This window comes from Streptomyces sp. NPDC085946 (assembly GCF_044540485.1).
Taxonomy (GTDB): domain Bacteria; phylum Actinomycetota; class Actinomycetes; order Streptomycetales; family Streptomycetaceae; genus Streptomyces.
The window spans coordinates 56,440-76,230 of the sequence record NZ_JBITSF010000003.1 but is presented as its reverse complement, the minus strand read 5'-3'; the positions used below and the strand labels follow the sequence as shown (position 1 = coordinate 76,230).

Annotated in this window: 10 protein-coding genes; 6 read left to right on the top strand and 4 right to left on the bottom strand. The window is 67.0% G+C overall.

Annotation, left to right across the window (positions count from 1 at the left end; genetic code table 11):
* Window positions 1-94: 94 nt before the first annotated feature.
* Window positions 95-1,081 (top strand): DNA cytosine methyltransferase, encoded by a 987-nt coding sequence (locus tag ACIF8T_RS08230; protein ID WP_400032473.1) that lies wholly within the window; start codon window positions 95-97, stop codon window positions 1,079-1,081.
* Between the two features lie 55 nt (window positions 1,082-1,136).
* On the top strand, window positions 1,137-2,423 hold the full coding sequence (locus ACIF8T_RS08225) for a DNA cytosine methyltransferase (RefSeq protein WP_400032471.1): 1,287 nt from the start codon (window positions 1,137-1,139) through the stop codon (window positions 2,421-2,423).
* A 20-nt stretch (window positions 2,424-2,443) separates the two neighbouring features.
* On the opposite strand, the gene ACIF8T_RS08220 is transcribed toward ACIF8T_RS08225, so the two are convergent.
* From ACIF8T_RS08220 to ACIF8T_RS08210, 3 genes are read right to left on the bottom strand one after another with little or no spacing between them, the layout of a single operon-like run.
* On the bottom strand, window positions 2,444-3,394 hold the full coding sequence (locus tag ACIF8T_RS08220) for a DUF6339 family protein (protein ID WP_400032469.1): 951 nt from the start codon (window positions 3,392-3,394) through the stop codon (window positions 2,444-2,446).
* A complete protein-coding gene (locus tag ACIF8T_RS08215; RefSeq protein WP_400032467.1) occupies window positions 3,391-4,371 on the bottom strand; it encodes a hypothetical protein in 981 nt (326 codons plus the stop codon). Before ACIF8T_RS08215 ends, ACIF8T_RS08220 begins: the two co-directional genes overlap by 4 nt.
* The gene (locus ACIF8T_RS08210) at window positions 4,368-6,464 is read right to left on the bottom strand and encodes a helix-turn-helix domain-containing protein (RefSeq protein ID WP_400032465.1); all 2,097 of its coding nucleotides are present in this window, start codon (window positions 6,462-6,464) and stop codon (window positions 4,368-4,370) included. Before ACIF8T_RS08210 ends, ACIF8T_RS08215 begins: the two co-directional genes overlap by 4 nt.
* Window positions 6,465-6,996: 532 nt before the next feature.
* On the opposite strand from ACIF8T_RS08210, the gene ACIF8T_RS08205 reads away from it, so the two are divergent.
* From ACIF8T_RS08205 to drmB, 4 genes are read left to right on the top strand one after another with little or no spacing between them, the layout of a single operon-like run.
* The gene (locus ACIF8T_RS08205; RefSeq protein WP_400033085.1) at window positions 6,997-11,793 is read left to right on the top strand and encodes a DEAD/DEAH box helicase; all 4,797 of its coding nucleotides are present in this window, start codon (window positions 6,997-6,999) and stop codon (window positions 11,791-11,793) included.
* Complete coding sequence (locus ACIF8T_RS08200; protein WP_400032463.1) at window positions 11,772-13,709, top strand: UvrD-helicase domain-containing protein; 1,938 nt, start codon at window positions 11,772-11,774, stop codon at window positions 13,707-13,709. The genes ACIF8T_RS08205 and ACIF8T_RS08200 overlap by 22 nt, the downstream gene beginning before the upstream one ends.
* Complete coding sequence (locus tag ACIF8T_RS08195) at window positions 13,706-16,945, top strand: helicase-related protein (RefSeq protein ID WP_400032461.1); 3,240 nt, start codon at window positions 13,706-13,708, stop codon at window positions 16,943-16,945. Before ACIF8T_RS08200 ends, ACIF8T_RS08195 begins: the two co-directional genes overlap by 4 nt.
* Window positions 16,946-16,947: 2 nt before the next feature.
* Complete coding sequence (drmB, locus tag ACIF8T_RS08190) at window positions 16,948-18,795, top strand: DrmB family protein (protein ID WP_400032459.1); 1,848 nt, start codon at window positions 16,948-16,950, stop codon at window positions 18,793-18,795.
* 252 nt (window positions 18,796-19,047) lie between these two features.
* On the opposite strand, the gene ACIF8T_RS08185 is transcribed toward drmB, so the two are convergent.
* On the bottom strand, window positions 19,048-19,287 hold the full coding sequence (locus tag ACIF8T_RS08185; protein ID WP_400032457.1) for a hypothetical protein: 240 nt from the start codon (window positions 19,285-19,287) through the stop codon (window positions 19,048-19,050).
* Window positions 19,288-19,791 lie beyond the last annotated feature (504 nt).

The window sequence follows — 19,791 nt, the reverse complement described above, 5'->3', positions numbered from 1 at the left end:
TCGCAAGCCCTGCCGTATGGCGGTGGCACGCCGGCTCGTTCCGGCGTGCCACCGCGAGATTCGACCTCGAGCCCATCGCGATGAATCGGAGAACATGACCACTCCCGGAACGGAACTTCTGCGGTCGCTGGATGTCTGCTCGGGTGCGGGAGGCCTGGCACTCGGCCTGGAACAAGCCGGCTTCCAGCCCGTCCTGTTGCTCGACAACCGGAAGGTCGCCTGCGAGACCCTGCGTCTCAACCGCCCCACCTGGGATGTCCTCGAAGAGGACCTGCTGGACTTCGATCCGTACGAGCACCAGCAGACCTACGACGTCGACCTCCTCTCCGCAGGGCTGCCGCGGGTGAAGGCGACGGCCGCAGTGGCCCGCCGGGAGCGCGACACCGAGCTCAAGCTGCTGGAAGCCACGATCATGCTCCTCCATGGGGTGCAGCCCCGTGCGTTCCTCCTGGAGAACGTCCCCGATCTCGTCATCAAGGACGAGCACGCGCCGATCCGCGAGTTCGTCCACGCGGAGCTGGAGCACCTCGGCTACCGATACCGCTGGTTCGTCATGAACGCCGCCGACTTCGGCGTCCCTCAGAACAGGAGACAAGGCATCCTCGTCGCGTTCAAAGGCGATGCCATGGACGCTTTCACCCCGCCCGCACCGACCGCCGACCGTCACACGACGGTGGGGGAGTCCCTGGTCGACTCCATGGCCTCGCGCGGTTGGCCGGGTGCCCGGGCCTGGGCCGCGCAGGCCAACCAGCCGGCTCCGACGATCGTCGGTGGCTCCTGGGACCGGGGCGGGGCCGACTTGGGCCCCACCCGTACAAAGGAAGTCTGGGCTCGCATGGGGGTGGACGGGGGGACCGTGGCCGACGACGTTCCTGGCCCCGATTTCCACTGGGACCCGTCCCTGGGCAGGACGGGCATGATGCCCCTCACCGTCGCCCAAGCGGCGCGCGTTCAGGGCTTCCCGGACGACTGGTGCTTCGCAGGCCGGAAGACGGCTCAGTATCGGCAGGTGGGCCATGCCTGCCCTCCGCCGGTGGGACGCGCCTTGGGACGGGCTGTGGCTGCCGCACTGCGATCATGATCGGTGGTGGGAGCCGGTGACCGGACGGACTTCAAGCCGGCTAAACTTCAACCCCATGACGAGCACAGAACCTCACCCGTCCCAACCAGGGCAGATTCGCGTTATGGACCTGTTTGCCGGGGCAGGTGGGTTCTCTGCCGGTTTCGCCATGTATCGACCGATTCGGGGAAAGAACCCGTTCGTCTCCGTGGCAGCGGTCGAGTTCGACCCGGCAGCCGCTTCCACCTATGCTGCGAATTTCGGTGCCGCGCACGTTCATGCAGGTGACATTGCGAACTTCGATTCGACGCCCTTCAAGGGGCAGGTCGACGTGATCTTGGGAGGGCCGCCCTGTCAAGGGTTTTCCGGTCTCGGCAATGAGGATCCCGATGATCCGCGCAATGAGTTGTGGCGAGAATACGTGAACATCGTTGCCAAGGTCCATCCAAAAATTTTTGTGATCGAGAACGTCGACCGTTTCCTGAGGTCGGGGCAGTACCGGGAGTTGGAAGCCGCATCGCGGCAACCCGGCCACCCACTGCACGACTACAGAGTGGTCACCAAGGTCCTCAATGCGGCCGACTATGGGGTGCCGCAGGCCCGGCGTCGTGTCATTGTCATCTGTACTCACAAGGACTTCGGTGATCCTTTGCGGCACCCTGTTCCCACGCATGACAGGCGTGGCTACGAACCGTCGGAGGAAGATCCTCAGGGCCTGCTCTTCCCCGCCCTTTCCGGCAGGGAGGGGGGGAAGCCGCGTTGGGTCCCGGTCTCGCAAATCTTTGAGAAGTCGGCCAAGAAGGTCCTGTGGGATCAAATGCCCGAGCCGCAGGACGAGGAGTCCTACATTCCGGGAATTCCCGGTTTTTATCGAACTGGTGACCTTCATTTCGGGCGCAACCCTGAACCTTTGTCTCGTGCGCGGTACATGGCGATTCCTGAGAACGGAAACCGCAACGACCTGCGCGGTAAATATTTCAAGATGGACAAGGGTGGAAATATTTGGTTGTCGACCGATGAAGAGTATGATCGGGTTGACGGAGTTCCGGTTTACCTGTCCACCGAGAGCTGGGACAAGCACAACAAGGGGTCCGGCGATGTCATGGGGCGATTGCGTAAGAGCGACCCCTCGGTGACTATTCGTACCGAGTTCTACAAACCGGAGAAAGGGCGATACCTTCACCCGGAAGAGAATCGCCCCATCACCCACTACGAAGCCGCTTTGATCCAAGGGTTTCCCGAGGGTTTCAAGTGGTATGGATCGAAAATTCAGATCGCCCGCCAAATCGGCAACGCGGTACCGACGGGCCTCGCCGTGAAGCTTGCCGAGGCCATCCACACCTTCCTGTCCGGTCGGTCCTGAAAATATCCGGAAGCTGCCCCTTATGGAGCGGCGACCTCCTTGACGAGGCTCACTCCCGGTGCGGGGGCGTCCTCGGGGAAAGCGTTCTTTTTCGTGCGTTTGCGGACCGGCGCCTCGATCAAGAGGCTCTCGAAGAGGGGCAGCAGTGCATTCACTGCCTGCGGACTCACCGAGCCGTCGTCAGGGCCTTCCGGCAGCCGTTCCCACGGAACGGCTGCGCTGTACTCGGCCTCGGAGATCCAGTCCTGCAGGGCATCGATGTCGGGACCGGAGTCGGGGGCCAGCACGTCGTACACGAGAGTGCTGCCGGCGGCGTTCACCGCGGAGGACAGCGCGTTGACGTGATCGCCCGGGCGAGGCATGCCCGCGCTGATCAGCCGCTCGAGTACCTTCAAGATCGCCTGAGCGGTCGGTCTGTGATCGATGACGTCCAGGCGCAGGGTGGTGTTGAACACGTCCTGGACACGGCATGCGGTCTCGACGGGGCCGTAGTCGGGCCCGTCTCGGAGGAGCTCCGCGGCCCACCACAGCCTGGCGAACGCCTGGGTGTAGTGAGGACCGCTGAAACGTGAGGTGGCGGCGGTGCCCGGGCTGTTCGTGGTATCGGTGCCCTTGTGCCGCCACACCACGTAGTCCGGGGCCACAATCATGGCGAGGAAGTTCCACAGACGGCTGTCCGCCGCCTCGGCCCGTGTCATGCGCAAGGTGGCGTGCAGACGCGGTGCCAGCCAGCCGTCCGCCGCGGTCCGCCCGCCGTCGAAGCGCCGCATCGCCTCTTCGAGGAGTTCCCGCACGGGGCCCGTGCGCCACCGGACGGCACTCTCGTCCAGGGAAGTGGACGCACGCCTGAGCGCCACCTGTGGCGGATTCTCCTGACCGGCCTGCATGCCTCGGCTCAGGTGCTTGGTGACGGCGGTGTCGGGCAGCAGACCGAGTACGGCCGGCAGGTCGGGGGGGCTCACACGGCTCATCGGGTTCCGCTCCTTTCGGCGCGGTCGACGGAGCGCACCGCATTGGTCAGCTTCTTGACGATCTGACTTCGGCGTCCTGCGGCGTATTGCACGCTCGTCTGGAGTTCGGCCCAGCCGAAGCCCTTGGTCCGGCGCTCGTTGATGTCGTAAAGGGCGTCGGTGAGCTGCCGTCCGGGGAGGACGTCGGGGAGCATCATCCGCAGTACGGATTCGCGCCAGCCGGTGGGCAAGATCGGAGTGCCGTCCTCGTCCACATCGAGGTCGCTGACCGCCGTGTGGAACATGGCGGTCCACGCGTCCTGGGCTATTTGACTTGCCGTCACCTCACGCAGCAGCTTCTCGGCCGCGCTGCCGCCCGAACCGCCGAGGACCTCCATCAGCCCTTCCACCGCCGTGGTGTTGAGGTAGACGGTGGGGGCGTCCCCGGTGGTCTCGACGATCCACGAGGACTCCTTGAAAGGCCGAAGCCACTCGTGGGGACCCTCCCGGAAGTCGACCTCCACGATGTCGATCTCGCGCTGACGCACGGGCTTGGTGGCCTTGAGGTCCATGTACCAGTCCTGAGCCGCCGAGCCGATGACACGTCCCGCGACACCGTCGACCGTGGCGACGACGACCAGGCCCAGAGCGGCCCGGCTCAGATGACAGGCGCGGTTCAGATCGATGCTGCCGTGCAGGTTGCCGTCGGCGCCTGGGGTGAGTCGGGCGGTGGCACGTGCGTTCGTCGCCTTCTCCGACAGGACCGCCAGACAGACGACGTCCGACCACGGCCCTTCGGCGAGTTCCCGATCGGGTAGCGAGGCCTTCAGGCGCAAGCCGGCCTGATCCCAGCGTTCACGGCCCGACTGGTGCAGGGCGACCGTCCGCTCGGGCTTGGAAATTCTGGAGTACGGAAGCTCGGCACCGTCCACGGTGACGGAGACGACCTCGAGCTCGACATCCCCGAACAGGGTCGGATAGGGGAACACAGGCTTCACGACATACTCCCACGGGCCTTCTGGATGTCCACGACGAGCCGGGCGAAGCCGCTTCTCACGGGATGGGTGGACGGGTCGGTGACGCCTGTGAAAACGGCCGTCCGAACCCTGGGATCGATCACGAGGTTGCCTTGTTCCACCCGACAGTTGTCGGAAGCGGTGAGCACGGCCCAGTCGACCGCGGGGCGGCCCCCGGACCGTACGTCGAACTTGGCGACCGGAGTGAGCATCCAGGGATCCTCAGAGTTCGGCAGTTTGAGGCCGACGGTGACGTGCCATGCACCGGTGTCCTCGACATGGGCCTTGAGACTGTTGACCACGGGGAAACCCTGGGCGCGACGCGGAGCAGCCGTGCCGCCGTCCAGCCTCAACAGCTCGCGCAGAACCGCGGGACCTCCGCTCCGCGCGGTCTCCCGCCGGCCGACGAGGTTTCGGACGGCCTTGTCGATCTCGGCGCGGAATTCCTTGAGGCGGGTGAGGGCACCACGCTCGTAGAGGGAGGTCAACTCCTCCGTACGGTCCCACCGGTCGTGCTCGGGAGGCTCGGAGGCCCGCAGGAACGCCTCGGCGAGGTCGACGTCCTCTCCGTTCCGTTCGGTGGCGTACCCGGCGAGCAACACGGCCTGGAACGGTGCGGTACCCAGAGGAAGTTCCCGGGGACGGTGTTCGGTGATGGTCATGCGGTTGCCGCGCATGCACACGACGCGGCTGTGGCGCTCGTCGGTATCGGCCGCCGGGGTGAGCAGCAGGACGGCGAGGTGCTCGCGTCCCCTGTCGCGGGGGCGTCCCCTGCCCTTCAGCGGGGTGACGACGAGGGGTATGTCCGCGCGGGCGACCTGGTCACCGGAAGTGAGCTCGGGGACGGTCTCGCCGTCGAGGTACGCCTGAAGGGCGCGGCTCAACGCGGGGTGGTGGGAGTGCGGGTCGACGCGCTCCTCGGGAATGAGCACATGCCCGTTGCGCAGTGTGGTGACGCGTGCTTCGAGCAGCGCGTCCGCGCTCCGCCCGCCGATCATCGCGGCCCAGAAGCCGTCCGCCAGGGAACGGACGAGCTTGTCGTGCATCTCCTGAAGCGTTTCGGCGTCGCCGGAGGCGTCGTGGGCGCCGACGATGAGGAACGAGGTTCCGGGATCGGGGCGGGGCCGTTCGAGATGCAGGTCGCGGACGGTCTGTTCGTCGGCCCACCACGAGCGGGAGACGTCCTTGTGCTCAGGGTCGGTGTCGGGCTCGCCGAACCAGGCCGGGCCGGCGAACGCACGGCCGTCGAGCTGGTGCCAGGGGAGGTCGAGACGGCCGATCACCCGGCGCTCGGTCCGCCCCTCGTGCGGCTCGGAGAGGGTGGAGCTGATCAGCACCAGGCCGAAGCGACTGGTGGCCCAAAGCGTGGCCTTGCCGAGCCCGTAGGAACCGCCGGCGCGACCGCCGGACTGCTTGTGGCTGTCGAGCTGCCGACGCACCACGGCGGCGAAGCGGCCGTCCTGGTACTCGGGACCGGTGAGGCCCGCCGCGTTGTAGTCGTCGACCCGCAGCAACAGCAGAGTCCTGCTCTCCTCCAGGTCGTCCAGCGCTGCCCGGAGGCTGCGCGAGACCTTCTGCTTCGCCGACGAGGCCCGGTCGTAGTGAGGCCGCAACTTGTCCCAGCACAGGGAGCGCAGGAAGGAGTCGAGGTACTCGCCGCTCAACTCGTGCAGGGTGTATCGGACCCGGACGGGATTCTTCGGATCGTGACGCTCGTCGAGGGAGTTCTGGGTGGCCTCGCGGGCGAGCACGGAGAGATCGGCGTCGAAGGCGAAGGCCGCCGCGTTCCCGTACTCACGCCCGCCGTCGGCGTGTGCGGGGCGGTGGTGCCACTGGATGGGCAGGTCCACCTGCACGTCCGTGGTGCGGTTGTGTACGGCTGCCGGATCGGTGCCGAACACCTCGGCAAGGGCACGCTTCGTCTCCTCCCGCGGCTCCGCCCTGCCCGTGATCCAGGCGGAGACCGCCGCCCTGGTGAGGCCGAGCCGTTCGGCGAGTTCGGCCTGCTTCATACCCGTGCGCTGGAGTTGCCTCCCGAGCCAAGGCCCGAACTCCTCCCCCCGCTGCGTTGCCATCGGCGTCCTCCCTCGTCCCGGCGCTACCTGTCGTATGCATCGAACAACCTAGCACCTCTGTTTGACGAGTCGACATGCGTCAAATATCGATATACAATGCATATTTGACGGTGTCTTTGCGGCACGGACCCGATGATCGCGGGTCGTAACCGGGATGAGGAAGGTCGCGAGCTCCAACTGGACAGCCCAAGGGCTTGGTTGTAGGGTTCGCTCACTTGTGGAAGCGTCCGATCCGTAACGGTTGGGGAGACCGGGGTCGAACGCGCTCGTTGTTCCGATTCACTGCGTTGCGGGGGGTTCACTCGTGTATTCATTTATCTTTGCCGTGCCCGGCGCGCACGCGTAACTACCGCACGCGAGGTATTCCTCGCAACCCGTCCGAGTCGGCAGAGCCGGACCGGTCGTATCGGTCGCGATCTTCGACATCCGTCACCACTTTCCGACCCGCCTGTCCCGGGCGTGGTCTCGAACCCCCCACGGTTCCCGCATTCAAAATCCTGGTTTCCGCCGAGGAGCGAACCGTCCCTTGAACATGCCCTTGGACACCCCTGTCTTGAAGAAGGTCTCCGAGCTTTCCGAACTCGCCCTGCGCACCTACCGTGTGAACCCCGGGCTCGTCGAAGAACACGCCAACGGCGAGCGCCGCATCACCCAGGGCGGTTACGGCGACCGGCAGCTCTTCGAGCTGGTACAGAACGCGGCCGACGAGCTGCAGTCGGAGCCCGGCGGACGCATACAGGTCGTTCTCACCGACGACCACCTGTACTGCGCCAACGAGGGCACACCGGTCACTCCCGCCGGTGCGGGGACCATCCTGCACATGGGAGTGTCGCGAAAGCGCGGCGGGCAGATCGGCCGCTTCGGCGTCGGCGTGAAGTCCGTCCTGTCGGTCACCCGCACCCCCCAGTTCTTCGGCGCCTCGGGGTCGTTCGGCTTCGACGCCGACTGGTCCGCGAGCGAGATCCTGAAGGCGGTGAACGAGGGACGCACCGATCGCGGCGAGCCCTCGCTCGACAAGCTCGGGGACACCCCGGTCCTTCGCCTCGCGCGCCCGTTGGACGCCGACCGGGAGCGGGCCGCCGACCCCATCCTCCACGAGCTGCTGTCCTGGGCGACCACGGTTGTGCGTCTGCCGCTGATCAAGGGTGCGGCGGTCCGTCTGGGCCAGGACATCCACCAGCCGTCCAAGGGACGCGGGGACGGGGAGAAGCAGGAATTCCCCCGTCTCTTCCAGCTGTTCTCCCACCACGTGGGCACGGTGCACCTTGAGGACCGGCGCCGGATGCCGTACGTGCGCCGTGAGATCACCGTCGAGCACCAAGGCGTGCACCACGCCATTCACGAGTCGCGGAACGGGGCCAAGTCCACGGAGGTGCGGTACCGGGTCTTCACCCTGCCGCACCAGGTCACCGACGCGTCCCGCGACAGCGCGGGCGAGCTGCACGACCGGGTGACCATCGACGTGTCCTGGGCGGTGCCCGAGTACACGATCGGCGAGCGGGGGACTCACCTGGTACCTGGCGAGCGCGGGACGTTCTGGTCCTTCTTCCCGACCAAGTACCCCACCACCCTCAGCGGTGCGCTCAACGCCGCGTGGAAGACCAATGAGGACCGGCAGAACCTCCTCGACGGCAGCGACCTCAACAAGGAACTCCTGAGGGTGGCGGCCGGGCTCGTCGTCGGCTCGCTGGAAGACCTCGTCGTTCCGGAGGACCCGGCCGCCTACCTGCCGCTGTTGCCGGGCCGTACGCGCGAGTCGCCCAACTGGGCCTGCGAGTATTTGACGGCGCAGGTGTGGAAGCGGGCCGCCGTCAATCCGTCCCTGCCCGACCAGGAAGGCGTCCTACAGCTTCCCAAGGACCTGCGCATCCACCCGTCCAAGATGTGCTCACAGGCCATGGAGCTGTGGCGGTCCCACTCCGGTCGTCCCACGAACTGGGTGCACCACTCGGTGGAGGCCGATCGCAACCGGCGCGGCAAGGTGAACCACATTCTCGAAGCGGCCGGGATCAAGGAGGAGACCGCCGACATCCGATCCTGGCTCGAGGCGCTGGTTGAGGACGGCACCGCCGAGGCGTCGGCCGCCGCGATCCGGTTGCTCTCGCATCTCCTGGAACACGAGCTCACCTCGGGTGACGCGGACCTTCGGAAGGACGTCGAGGAGGCGCGCAAGGCGCGCATCGTGCTCACCGAGAGCCACGGCTTCGTCGCCCCCGTCGCGGGCCGCGTCTACCGCCGAACCGACGAGGACGGATTGCGCGACGATCTGGTCTATGTCGATCCGAAGGTCTCCGAGGACCCGACAATGCTGCATCACCTGGAGCGGATCGGCGTTCACAACGCCGATGCCCAGGGGCGCTTCCAAAGCGTCCTGGACCAGGGTTTCAGGGGCTACACCGATCGGTCGTGGACTCGCTTCTGGGAGCTGCTGCGCAGCGCAGGCGGAAGTCAGCGAATGGCCGACATCAAGGGCAGGGTCGAGGATTTCCCTGCGACCGTCCACGTCAGGACCGTGGCGGGGGAATTCCGTCCACTCAAGGACTGTCTGCTGCCCGGACCGGTCATCCCGGGCGACGGCTCCCGGGACTCGGCGATGGCGGTGGATCCCCGCTTCCACGCGGACGACATCCTCACTCTCCGCGAGCTCGGCATGACCGATCGCCCGAAGCACGGTTACAGGCCCGAGGCGGAGGACTGGTTTCCCGCTTACCACCAGGCCATGCACGAGGCCTACTGCGAAGGGCTCGATGTCAAGGCTCACCGAATCCAGCTCCACACGTTGAAGCTTGAAGGCGCGCCCGTCGCCGGCCCTCTGCGTCTGTTCACCCAACTCTCCGACGAGGGAAGGGCCGCCTTCCTCGCCGAGCTTCCCGATGAGGGACTCGTGGAAAGCTGGACCCGGCAGATCGGCCGCAGCGCCGGCACGCGCGAGGCCGTGACATCGCCTATTCGCTGGTTGCTGCGCAAGTACGGATGGGTCAGGACCTCCAAAGGGCTCACCCGACTCCGTGACGCGGTCGGTCCCCAGCTGAAGGCGTACACCAACGTCCTTCCAGTGGCTGAGCTGAGCGCCGGGAAGGCCCAGCGCCTCGGTCTGCCCACGACGGTCGACGAGGTAAAGCCCGAGCGGTGGAGTGAGCTGCTGGAGCTGGCAAAGGCTGGCGAGAACGACGCGTTCGTCGGCAGCACCTACGCACTGCTGATACGGGTGGGCTTCGACTTCTCCGAGGAAGCCACCGTCCGCTGCCGCGTCGGCGACCGCTGGGAAATGCGTCCCGACAGCGAGGTGGCCGTCGCCGTGTCGAAGGAGGAGTACGGGGAGCTCGTACGCGAATGCCACCCGGCACTGCTCGTCGACTCCCCCAAGGACCACGAGCAGGCCGAACTCATGATCAAAGAGTGGGGGATGAGCCGTGTCTCCGAGGTGATCGAAAAACGGGTCCGGTCCGTTTTCAGCAGTCCCGCGGTGCCGCTCGTGGACGAGTACCCACCGCTGCGCCAGCGTCTCGGTACCAAGGTGCACGGGCATTTCCTGCAGCGGTGCAGCGAGTTGGAGGAGATCGTCCGTACGCCTTCCGGAAGCCGTACGGAGCCGTTGAAGAGCGCTCGGCAGGAGACCACCGTCCTCGTCCTCGACACCGCATCCTCCGAGGACGCGCTGATCGCCGCCGACCGCGAGTTCGGCTGGGGCTTGGGGATCGGCGGCTGCCGTCAACTGCTGGAAATCCACCGGAAGCAGCAGGAGGACCGTGCCTACCGAGCCCGCCTTGATGAAATCCGCAACGGTGCCAGCGTGATCGACAAGATCTCTCTGCTGATCTCCGAGGAGAACCTCAAGAAGGAACTGCCGACCGGTCTCTACGACAGCGAGGTCGCCGAGAGCGGAAAGAGGCCCAGCGCACGCCGTCTCGCCGAGATGGCCTACAACGCCCATGGAGAAGGCATTCTGCGTGTCCACGCCAAGGACATCGCCGCAGAATACCACGACGCGCCGCGCACCTTCGACGGCAGTGGCCCCGCGCTGCGATTCGTCACCAACCTGGGCTTCCCCGACTCCTTCGCCGGTGCGCGAGTGCCGTCGCCCCCGGAGCGCGAGGAGGCGAAGGGTCCCACCCGGTTCCCGGCCCTGCACGACTACCAGGAGAAGCTGGCCTCGAAGCTCACCGCCCTGCTCCAGAAGGACACGCCGCAGCGGGGCATGCTCAGCCTGCCGACGGGCGCCGGCAAGACTCGCGTGACGGCCGAGGGCGTGATCCGCTGGATCCGCCGGTCCGGCGCTCCGAACGGCCCGATCCTGTGGATCGCCCAGACCGAGGAACTGTGCGAGCAGGCCGTGCAGAGCTGGAAGTTCGTGTGGGAGAAGGTCGGCGCCGACCAGCCCCTGGTCATCGACCGGTTCTGGAGCAAGAACTCCGCGACCCCCGTGACCGGTCGGCCGCACCTCGTCGTCGCCACGGATGCCAAGCTGCGCCTGCACCTAGGTACCGATGCCTACGCCTGGTTGCGCAGGGCCTCCCTGGTCCTGGTCGACGAGGCGCACGTCGCCATCTCGCCCCTGTACACCGAAATCCTGGAGCACCTGGGACTCACGCACCGGGAAACCACCCGGCACCTGGTCGGACTTACTGCGACGCCCTTCCGCAACGACGCCGAGCTGACCCGCCGCCTGGTCCAGCGCTTCGGCGACCGACGCCTCGACGAAGGGATCTTCGAGGGAGAACCGATCACCAGGCTCCAGGAACTCGGTGTGCTCTCCCGTGTCGAGCACCGGCAGCTGGCAGGCGCGAAGATGTACCTGAACGCCGACGAACTGCGCACCATCGAGCAGTTCAACGGCTTCCTCCCCAAGGGCGCCGAGCAGCGTCTGGCCGACAACCAGGAACGCAACCAGGTGCTGATCGAGGAGATCGCGGCTGTGTCCGAGAAGGGCCCCGCCCTGGTCTTCGCCACGTCCGTCCAGCACGCGAAGTTCCTGGCCGCGAAGTTGGGTGATCGTGGTGTCCGGGCCGCAGCCATCGACTCCGCCACGCCCACGGCCGAACGGAGCAAGCGGGTGGAAGCCTTCCGCAAGGGCGAGATCCGCGTCATCACCAACTATGGCGTTTTGACCCAGGGCTTCGACGCCCCGGCCACGTACGCCGTGGTCATCGCTCGGCCCGTCTACAGCGCCAACAACTACCAGCAGATGATCGGGCGCGGCCTGCGCGGCCCTCTGAACGGCGGCAAGGCCGTCTGCCTGATCCTCGACGTCGGCGACAACATCGTGAACTTCAAGAAGGACCTCGCCTTCACCGAGTTCGAGCACCTATGGAAGAAGGGACAGCGGTGACGATCACCCCTGTGGTGGGGCACATGCTCACCCCGGCCCAGCAGCTCGTCGTCGACCAGCCCTGGGACGCCAGGACGCTGGTCACGGCGGGCGCCGGTGCCGGCAAGACCACCACGCTCACCCACCGTCTGGAAGCCCTCACCGGCCGGGAGGAGTTGGAGGCCGCCGAGATCCTGATGCTCAGCTTCTCCCGTGCGGCAGTGCGTGAGCTGCGCCAACGTATCGACAGGCACGCCAGGATCGCACGGCGGGTGCGGGCCCAGACCTTCGACTCGTGGGCCGCCGCCCTCCTGCACCAGGCGTACCCCGACCGGGACCTCTCGGACACGACCTTCGACCAACGCATCGAAATGGCGACCGACGCCGTGGACCAGGGCGCGGTGGAGGCGACCGAGCAGGGCGTCCCCGCCCACGTGATCATCGACGAGGTGCAGGACCTCGTCGGAGTCCGCCGGGAGATGACCGAGGCGCTTCTCGACCGGTTCAAGGACAACTGCGGCTTCACCGTCGTCGGTGATGCGGCACAGGCCGTGTACGGGTTCCAGGTGTCCGATCCCGAACAGCGCTCGGGCGAGACCAACCGGTTCTTCGACTGGGTGCGCGCCTCGTTCGGGGAGGACCTGGTCGAGGTTGTCCTCGATCACAACTTCCGTGCTCGCACACCGGAAGCCCGAGTCGCCCTGCCGTACGGTGCCCGCATCCAGTCCCTTCCCACGGCCCCGGACGAGGCCGCCGAAGAGGCGGAACGGATTCACGCCGATCTGCGCGCCGAGCTTCTGTCGGCTCCGGAGTTCGGCGACTTCGAGGACACCTTTGTCCGGGATTCGCTGCGGGACTTCGACGGCACCACGGCCATCCTCTGCCGCGACAACGGCCAGGTGCTGCACCTGTCGGAGAAGCTGCACGCGGCGGGCGTGGAACACCGGTTGCAGCGCTCGCCGAAGGAGCGCCCGGCCCACGCGTGGCTCGCGGGACTGATATCGGCCACCGAGGCCGTGTCCTTCACCGAGGACCGTTTCGCGGAACTCGTGGCGAACCTGGACCTGACCGAGGGCACCACCGCAGCACAGGCGTGGCGGTCCCTCCGCCGGGCCGCGGCCGGCCCGCGCAACACGTTGAACATCGAAAAGCTGCACCAGGCCATCGCGCAGGGAAGCCTCCCGGACGAGATCACCGCCGCCCCGAACCATCCGCTTGTGCTGTCCACCGTCCACCGTGCCAAGGGCCTGGAGTTCGACCGCGTCCTGATCGTCGAGCCGGAGCCGCTGGTGGCCCCGCGGGCGCGCGGCAGGCAGCGGGACTACGACCCCGCCGCGGAGGTACGGCTGCTGTACGTCGCCATGACCCGCCCCCGTGACGACATCTTCCGCCTCGCCCGACCGAACACCTGGTACCTGCGGAAGCACACGTCAGTCGACCGCTGGTACATCGGGGGACGCGAGAAATACAAACGCGATGGTATCGAAGCGCGGGACCAGGACGTCTGCCACGAGTTTCCGGCCGGTGTGCGGGAACCAGAGGCCGACCCTGTGCAGACACAGCGCTATCTGGCCGAAGTCGTGCGGCCGAACGACCCGGTGGAACTGCGCCGACTCCACGACCTCCCGATGGACTCCGAGCAGGCACCGCCGTACGGCATCTTCCACAACGGGCGATCGATCGGTGAGGTGTCGGAACGCTTCCGCAAAGACCTGTGGCGCCTTCTGAAGATCAGCCGTACCTGGGAGGTCAACCTGCCGTTCCGGATCATTGGCCTGCGCGTCGAAGGACTGGAAACGGTGGCGGGAACCACCGCCGTCACCGAACGCGCGAAACTGGGCACTTCAGGTGTGTGGCTGGCGCCGCGCCTGTCGGGCCTGGGCCGCTTCGACCGACGCCGTGAAAAGACCGCATCGGAAGGACTCACCCACTCGTGAGCGAATCCCCCTACGAAGCGCACTACGCGCTGCGCGGCGAACTGCGCGCCGAGCTGAAGGCCGATCTCCTCGGTCCCCAGGGAGGGAACCACGAGACCCTGGCCAGTGATGCCCCCGTCACGGCGTACCCGATCGGTGTGCTGTTCCCGCAACCTTCTGACAAGGCCGCCGAAAAGGCCGCCGCCACGGAGGCCGGCGAGATCGACGGAGTGGACGTGCCCGCGGCGGTCGTCACCGGCGACAGCGGCGAGGAGGGCGGCACCGACCTCGGCGTGGCACTGGCCAACCGCCGCAAACCCTCGTCGATGGGAATGACCTTCGCCGTCGATCCGGCGATGGCACCGACGATCACGGCCACCGTCACCGCCGCCACCTACGTCCCCGAGGACGAGAACGGCCTGCCCGTGGAGCCCCGCCGCAGCGAGGCCCGCAGCACCGAGAAGCAGCGCGAGCGCTGGCGGCGCGTACCCGTGACCTGCAAATCGGTCCCGATCGACGTGACGACCCCGGGCAATCACACCCCGACGCCGCTGTGTCCCGGACTCGAACTCCGGGTTCTGGTGCGCCGCCCCGCTGCCCCCCACGGCACGGTCACGGTGACGGCCACTCTGGTCAACACCCACAAGGTGGGGGAGTGGGACCTCCAGGACGCGTACTGCTTCTTCCAACCCGAACTGGCGCTCTCCGGGCCCGCGGGGACCGAGCCCTTCGTCGAGCGGCCCGCCCCGCTTGGCGCGGTCGACAGCGAGCAGGCCCTCAGTCGGCTCCTTCACCGCCACGCGCCCTACTTCGCCACCGGACACGGCTGTTCCGTCGCATGGGAGTGGAACCCTCCGGCGATCAGAACGCCCATGCCGGAGCGGGCGGTCGTCTCCTCCCTGCGCACCGAGTTCGTACCGACGCACGAGGTGCTGCTGACCGACTCCAACCCGGACATCGACGACCGGGCGCTGACCATGCGAGGGCTGGCCGAACGCCCGGCCGTCGAGATTCGCGCGGCCCTGAACGGTCTCCTGGTCGAGTACGGGAAGTGGATCGACGCGCGGGCCGAAGAGGCTGCCGGACTGGCCGGAACCGAGCACGAGGCCGCGGCCAAGCAGCAGGTGGAACTGTGCAGGCAGGCCCTGCGCCGCATGCGCCGTGGAGTGGAGCTGCTCGGGGACGGGAAACGACCGGAGATTCTGGAGGCGTTCCGGTTCGCCAACCGGGCCATGGCTCAGCAGCGTGCCCGTACCGTCTGGATCAAGAACGGGCGCCGGGGAACCCCCGATCCCGCCATCGGCAGATGGAGGCCCTTCCAGATCGCCTTCATGCTGCTTTGCCTGGAAGGCATCGTCGACCCGAACCACAGGGACCGTGACATCGCCGACCTGTTGTGGTTCCCCACCGGTGGCGGAAAGACGGAGGCCTACCTCGGTCTCATCGCCTTCACCACCTTCCTGCGGCGCCTGCGCGACGGGGTGCGTGGCGGTGGCGTGACGGTCCTCATGCGGTACACGCTGAGGCTGCTCACGCTCCAGCAGTTCGAGCGTGCCGCCGCGCTGATCTGTGCCATGGAGACCGTCCGCGCCGAGCACAAGGGCCGGCTGGGCGCCGAGCCCGTCTCCATCGGCATGTGGGTAGGCGCCTCGGCGACTCCCAACAATCTGGAGCGAGCCGAGGCACAGCTGGACAAGCTGCGCAGCACCCCCAAGAAGTCACTCCAGAAGGAGAACCCGGTACAGCTCCACACCTGCCCCTGGTGTGGTGAGCCCCTCGACGCACGCAACTACCGAGTGCAGCACGAGTCGCGATGCATGATGGTGCACTGTCCGAATTCCGCATGCGACTTCCACACCGGCACGGGACTTCCTGTGCACCTGGTCGACGAGGCCGTGTACGACGCCCACCCGACCCTGGTGATCGCCACGGTCGACAAGTTCGCCTCCCTGCCCTGGCGCCCGGAAACGGCAGCCCTGTTCAACCGTGACGAGCCGGACGGGCCACGTCCGCCCGAGCTGATCGTCCAGGACGAGCTGCACCTGATATCCGGCCCCCTCGGCACGCTGACGGGCCTGTACGAGACCGCGGTCGACGTCCTCGCCGACCGTCCCAAGGTCGTCGCCTCGACCGCCACCATTCGGCGCGCATCCGAGCAGGGAAGGGCGCTGTTCGACCGCGAAGTGGCCCAGTTCCCGCCGGCCGGCCTGGACTCCCGCGACTCCTGGTTCGCCGTCGAAACCCCCCGGGAAGCCAAGGCGTCACGCCGGTACGTCGGCCTGCTCACCCCCAGCACCAGCCAGGCCACTCTCCTCGTCCGCACCTATGCGGCACTGTTGCACGCGGCGGCCCGCGCGGAGGCCGACCCGACGGTGAGGGACGCGTACTGGACCCTGGTCGGCTACTTCAACAGCCTGCGTCTGCTGTCGGCGGCCGAACTCCAGGTCTTGGACGACGTGCAGGATCGCCTCGAACACCTCGCCACGCGAGACGGCCGACAGGAAGCCCGCAAGGCGACCAACCTCATCGAACTCAGCAGCCGTGCCGACTCCAGCGAGATCCCGCGCCGCCTCAAGCAACTGGAACGCGCGCTTCCCGGCTCCGATACGTTGGACGTGCTGCTGGCCACGAACATGATCTCCGTGGGTGTGGACATCGACCGTCTCGGTCTGATGGCCGTCATGGGCCAGCCCCAGACCACGGCCGAGTACATCCAGGCGACCAGCCGAGTCGGCCGCCGCCATCCCGGGTTGGTCGCGGTCATGCTGAACTCGGCCCGTTCCCGTGACCGCTCGCACTACGAGAACTTCCCGGGCTTCCACTCCGCGCTCTACCGCGAGGTGGAATCCACCAGTGTCACTCCGTTCTCGGCCCGCTCCCGTGACCGAGGACTGCACGCTGTGCTCGTCGGTCTCACCCGCATCCTCGTACCTGCAGCATGCCCCAACGAATCCGCCGCGGAAATCGAGGGCTTCACCGACGACATCAACCGGATCGTGCGTCCGCGCGTTCTGGCGCGTGTGAAGTCCGTGGACGACGACGAGCGTGAGGCCACGGCGCGTGCCTTCGACGAGGTCGTCGAGTGGTGGCGGGACGAGGCAGCCGACAAACCGAACCTCGTGTACAGGGCCAGGCGCGGCTCCAAGACCCCCGCACTGCTCAGCGGCTTCGACGACGACGATCCCGAAGCCGGGATGGCCACGCTGTGGAGTCTGCGTGATGTCGATGCCGAGTCCACCCTCTTCCTGGAGCGCTGACCATGACCCCTTCGCCCCCTAGTATTCGCCGCCGTCGTGGCGCAGGCACACCCACCCCGAGGAACACCCGCAAGCTGGGCACGGCGCGTCGGTCCCAACTCGTGACCACGTACGGCGTGGGCGCGATGATCGCGGTCGACAACGAGTCCTTCATCGTCTCGGGCCTGGACTCCTGGAACGTCTCCGAGGCACCGGAGATCTTCGAGCACCGACTGGCGCGCATTCTCAAGGTGAGGTCCTTCCGTCTTCCGCCGGCGCCCGATTCGGACCGGGCCACCGACGGGGTACGCGTCCACCGCTTCCCGGACAAGTACTCCTGCCCCTCTTGCAACAGCCTCCAGTCGTTCCAGCGCTTCAACTGCCCGCCGGGGAAGGCACGATGCGGTGACTGCGAGGAGGATCTCGTCCCGTCCCGCTTCGTACTGGCCTGTCCGCACGGCCACATCGACGACTTCCCCTACTGGAAGTGGGTCCACCGGGGCAGCGCAGCGGCCAGCGGCCGGTGTGGCGGTGAACTCAAGCTCCGCACCAACGGAGACACGGCCTCCTTGCGCTCTGTGATCATCAGTTGCAGTTGCGGCGTGCCGGAGGTCTCCATGGAGGGGGCCTTCCGCAGCCGTTCCCTCAGAGAGCTGGGCATTCGATGCGAGGGTAAACGGCCTTGGCTCAAGGACGCTCCGGTGGAGCACTGCGATCGGCAGCCACGAGCGATGCAGCGAGGTTCCTCCTCCGTATGGCACCCGGTTGTGCGGTCGGCCCTGTCCATCCCGCCGTGGGGCGAAGGGCTTCACGCCATCGTGGAGCGCCACAACCTGTTCGGAGCGTCCGAGGGCTACATCCGGGAGTTCTTCGAGCGGAAAAAGAACGTTCTGCAGGGCACCGGCCACACCGTCGATGAAGTGGTCCGTCTGGTCCAGGCGATAGAGGAGGAAGACGTCCGGTCCGCCGAGGACGACGTGCCCGTGGGCCAGGCGCACAACGCGCTGCGGCAGCAGGAGTACGAGCGTCTGGTCCATGGCAACCCGGAGCGGTACGGCGCGGAGTTGCAGGAGTTCGTCTGCGAGGCGCCCAAGGAAGACACGGGCGCTGTTCGTGCAATGGGCATCGACACCACCATGCTGGTGAAGCGACTGCGTGAGGTGCGTGCTCTGGAGAGCTTCACCAGGGGCGAAGCTCCCTCGGACGCCGATACGGACAGGCGTCGAGCACCGTTGACACTGGCCCGAGGGATCGACTGGCTCCCCGCCATGGAAGTAAGCGGCGAAGGTGTCTTCCTCCGCCTCGACCGCCGCCGGGTCGAGGAGTGGGAGGAGACTCACCCCGAGGTGGTCGACCGCAGCGAGCTCATTCGTGCCAACCACCTCGCCCTCCTGCGCGAGCGCGCCGGCGACGCGACGGCGGAGTTGCCGAAATCCCCGGTCACGCCGAGGTTTCTGCTCCTGCACACCCTCGCCCATGTGTTGATCAACGAGTGGAGTCTGGGCGGCGGCTATCCTGCCGCGGCTCTTCGCGAGCGCATCTACTCCGACGGGAAGATGGCAGGGGTGCTGATCTACACGGCCACCAGCGATTCGGCCGGTAGCCTCGGCGGAATCGTGGTCCAGGGGGAACCGGATCGACTCCTGCAGACCCTGCGCTCGGCACTACGGCGCGCGGCGTGGTGCTCGAACGATCCCCTGTGCATGGAATCCGAGGCCGGCGGTGTGGACAGCATGAACCTGGCTGCCTGTCATGCCTGTGTGCTTCTACCCGAAACGAGTTGCGAGAACAACAACTGCTTCTTGGACCGTGCCCTGCTGGTGGGCACGCCCAGTGAAGAGGTGCGGGGCTTCTTCACCGTGCCGGAGTAGGCTCGAAGCCGCCATCGGGACGGTCGGCACTTCGCGGAGCGCCGACCGTTCCGACGCACCTCAGGTTTTAATCCCGCCGCGATGTCGGCTTGCCACCAGCGCGGCGATCCTCTCCGCGGCATCCGCCTGATCCTCGTGCTCCCGCACCCGCACCGCCATCCCCCCGGCCTCCGCCAGGCGGGCGTCGGTGTCCAGGTCGCGAGTGCGATTGCCTTCGATCTTGCGGCGCCAGAACTCGGCGTTGTTCTTGAGTCAAGTCGCTTGCTCCGGGCACCCGTGCCAGAAACAGCCGTCCACGAACACCGCGACGCGGGCAGCACCGAACACCACGTCGGCCTCGCGCCGTACGCCCTTCACAGGCCGCCGATGGACCCGGTACCTCAAGCCGGAAGCATGCAGGACTCGCCGCAGCGCCAGTTCCCCCTCGGTGTTGCGGCTCCGCTGCCGGCTCATCCGAGCCCGGGTTTTCGCGGTCGTCTCCAAGCGCCTCACACGCCCATTCTGCCGACTCGTACCGACATCGCAGGCCTCACCGGTACCAGGTGGCACACTGCCCGCGTGATCAGGGAACCGGCGGAAGTGACGATCGACGAGCACGGTCGGGTGGAGATTCCCATGGGGGTTCTGGCCGAGGCCGGGCTTGGCCCCGGCAGCGCCGTCTTCCGTACAGCAACGTAGACGGTCACATTGTGCTACGACGCCAAGAGGATGCGCTGCGTGATCTTCTTGAGAGAGGATCGCTGTAGGTGCGGAGTACCACGCCTGTGGTTCTCGGCTGGAGCACCGGTGAGCCTTGCCCTCCCACGGCGCACTGTGGCTATAGGTGTGAAAAGGGCCGGTGGAGCACTGTGCCTCCCGTTCCTCCTTCTCGACTTTTCCCGCATCGAGGACGGTGGAAATCAAAGAGTCGTTGATTCCTGTCCCGCGAAGATTGCTTCGACTATCCGACGGCAGTGTGCTCCCGTCTTGGGTGAGGTGACCGTAGCGGTCCACCGT

Excerpts from the sequence above, each read along its gene's own strand:
- ACIF8T_RS08220 (WP_400032469.1), bottom strand. The coding sequence starts at position 3,394 with ATGAGCCGTGTGAGCCCCCCCGACCTGCCGGCCGTACTCGGTCTGCTG.
- ACIF8T_RS08205 (WP_400033085.1), top strand. The coding sequence starts at position 6,997 with ATGCCCTTGGACACCCCTGTCTTGAAGAAGGTCTCCGAGCTTTCCGAA.
- ACIF8T_RS08200 (WP_400032463.1), top strand. The coding sequence starts at position 11,772 with ATGGAAGAAGGGACAGCGGTGACGATCACCCCTGTGGTGGGGCACATG.
- ACIF8T_RS08210 (WP_400032465.1), bottom strand. The coding sequence starts at position 6,464 with ATGGCAACGCAGCGGGGGGAGGAGTTCGGGCCTTGGCTCGGGAGGCAA.
- drmB (WP_400032459.1), top strand. The coding sequence starts at position 16,948 with ATGACCCCTTCGCCCCCTAGTATTCGCCGCCGTCGTGGCGCAGGCACA.
- ACIF8T_RS08230 (WP_400032473.1), top strand. The coding sequence starts at position 95 with ATGACCACTCCCGGAACGGAACTTCTGCGGTCGCTGGATGTCTGCTCG.
- ACIF8T_RS08225 (WP_400032471.1), top strand. The coding sequence starts at position 1,137 with ATGACGAGCACAGAACCTCACCCGTCCCAACCAGGGCAGATTCGCGTT.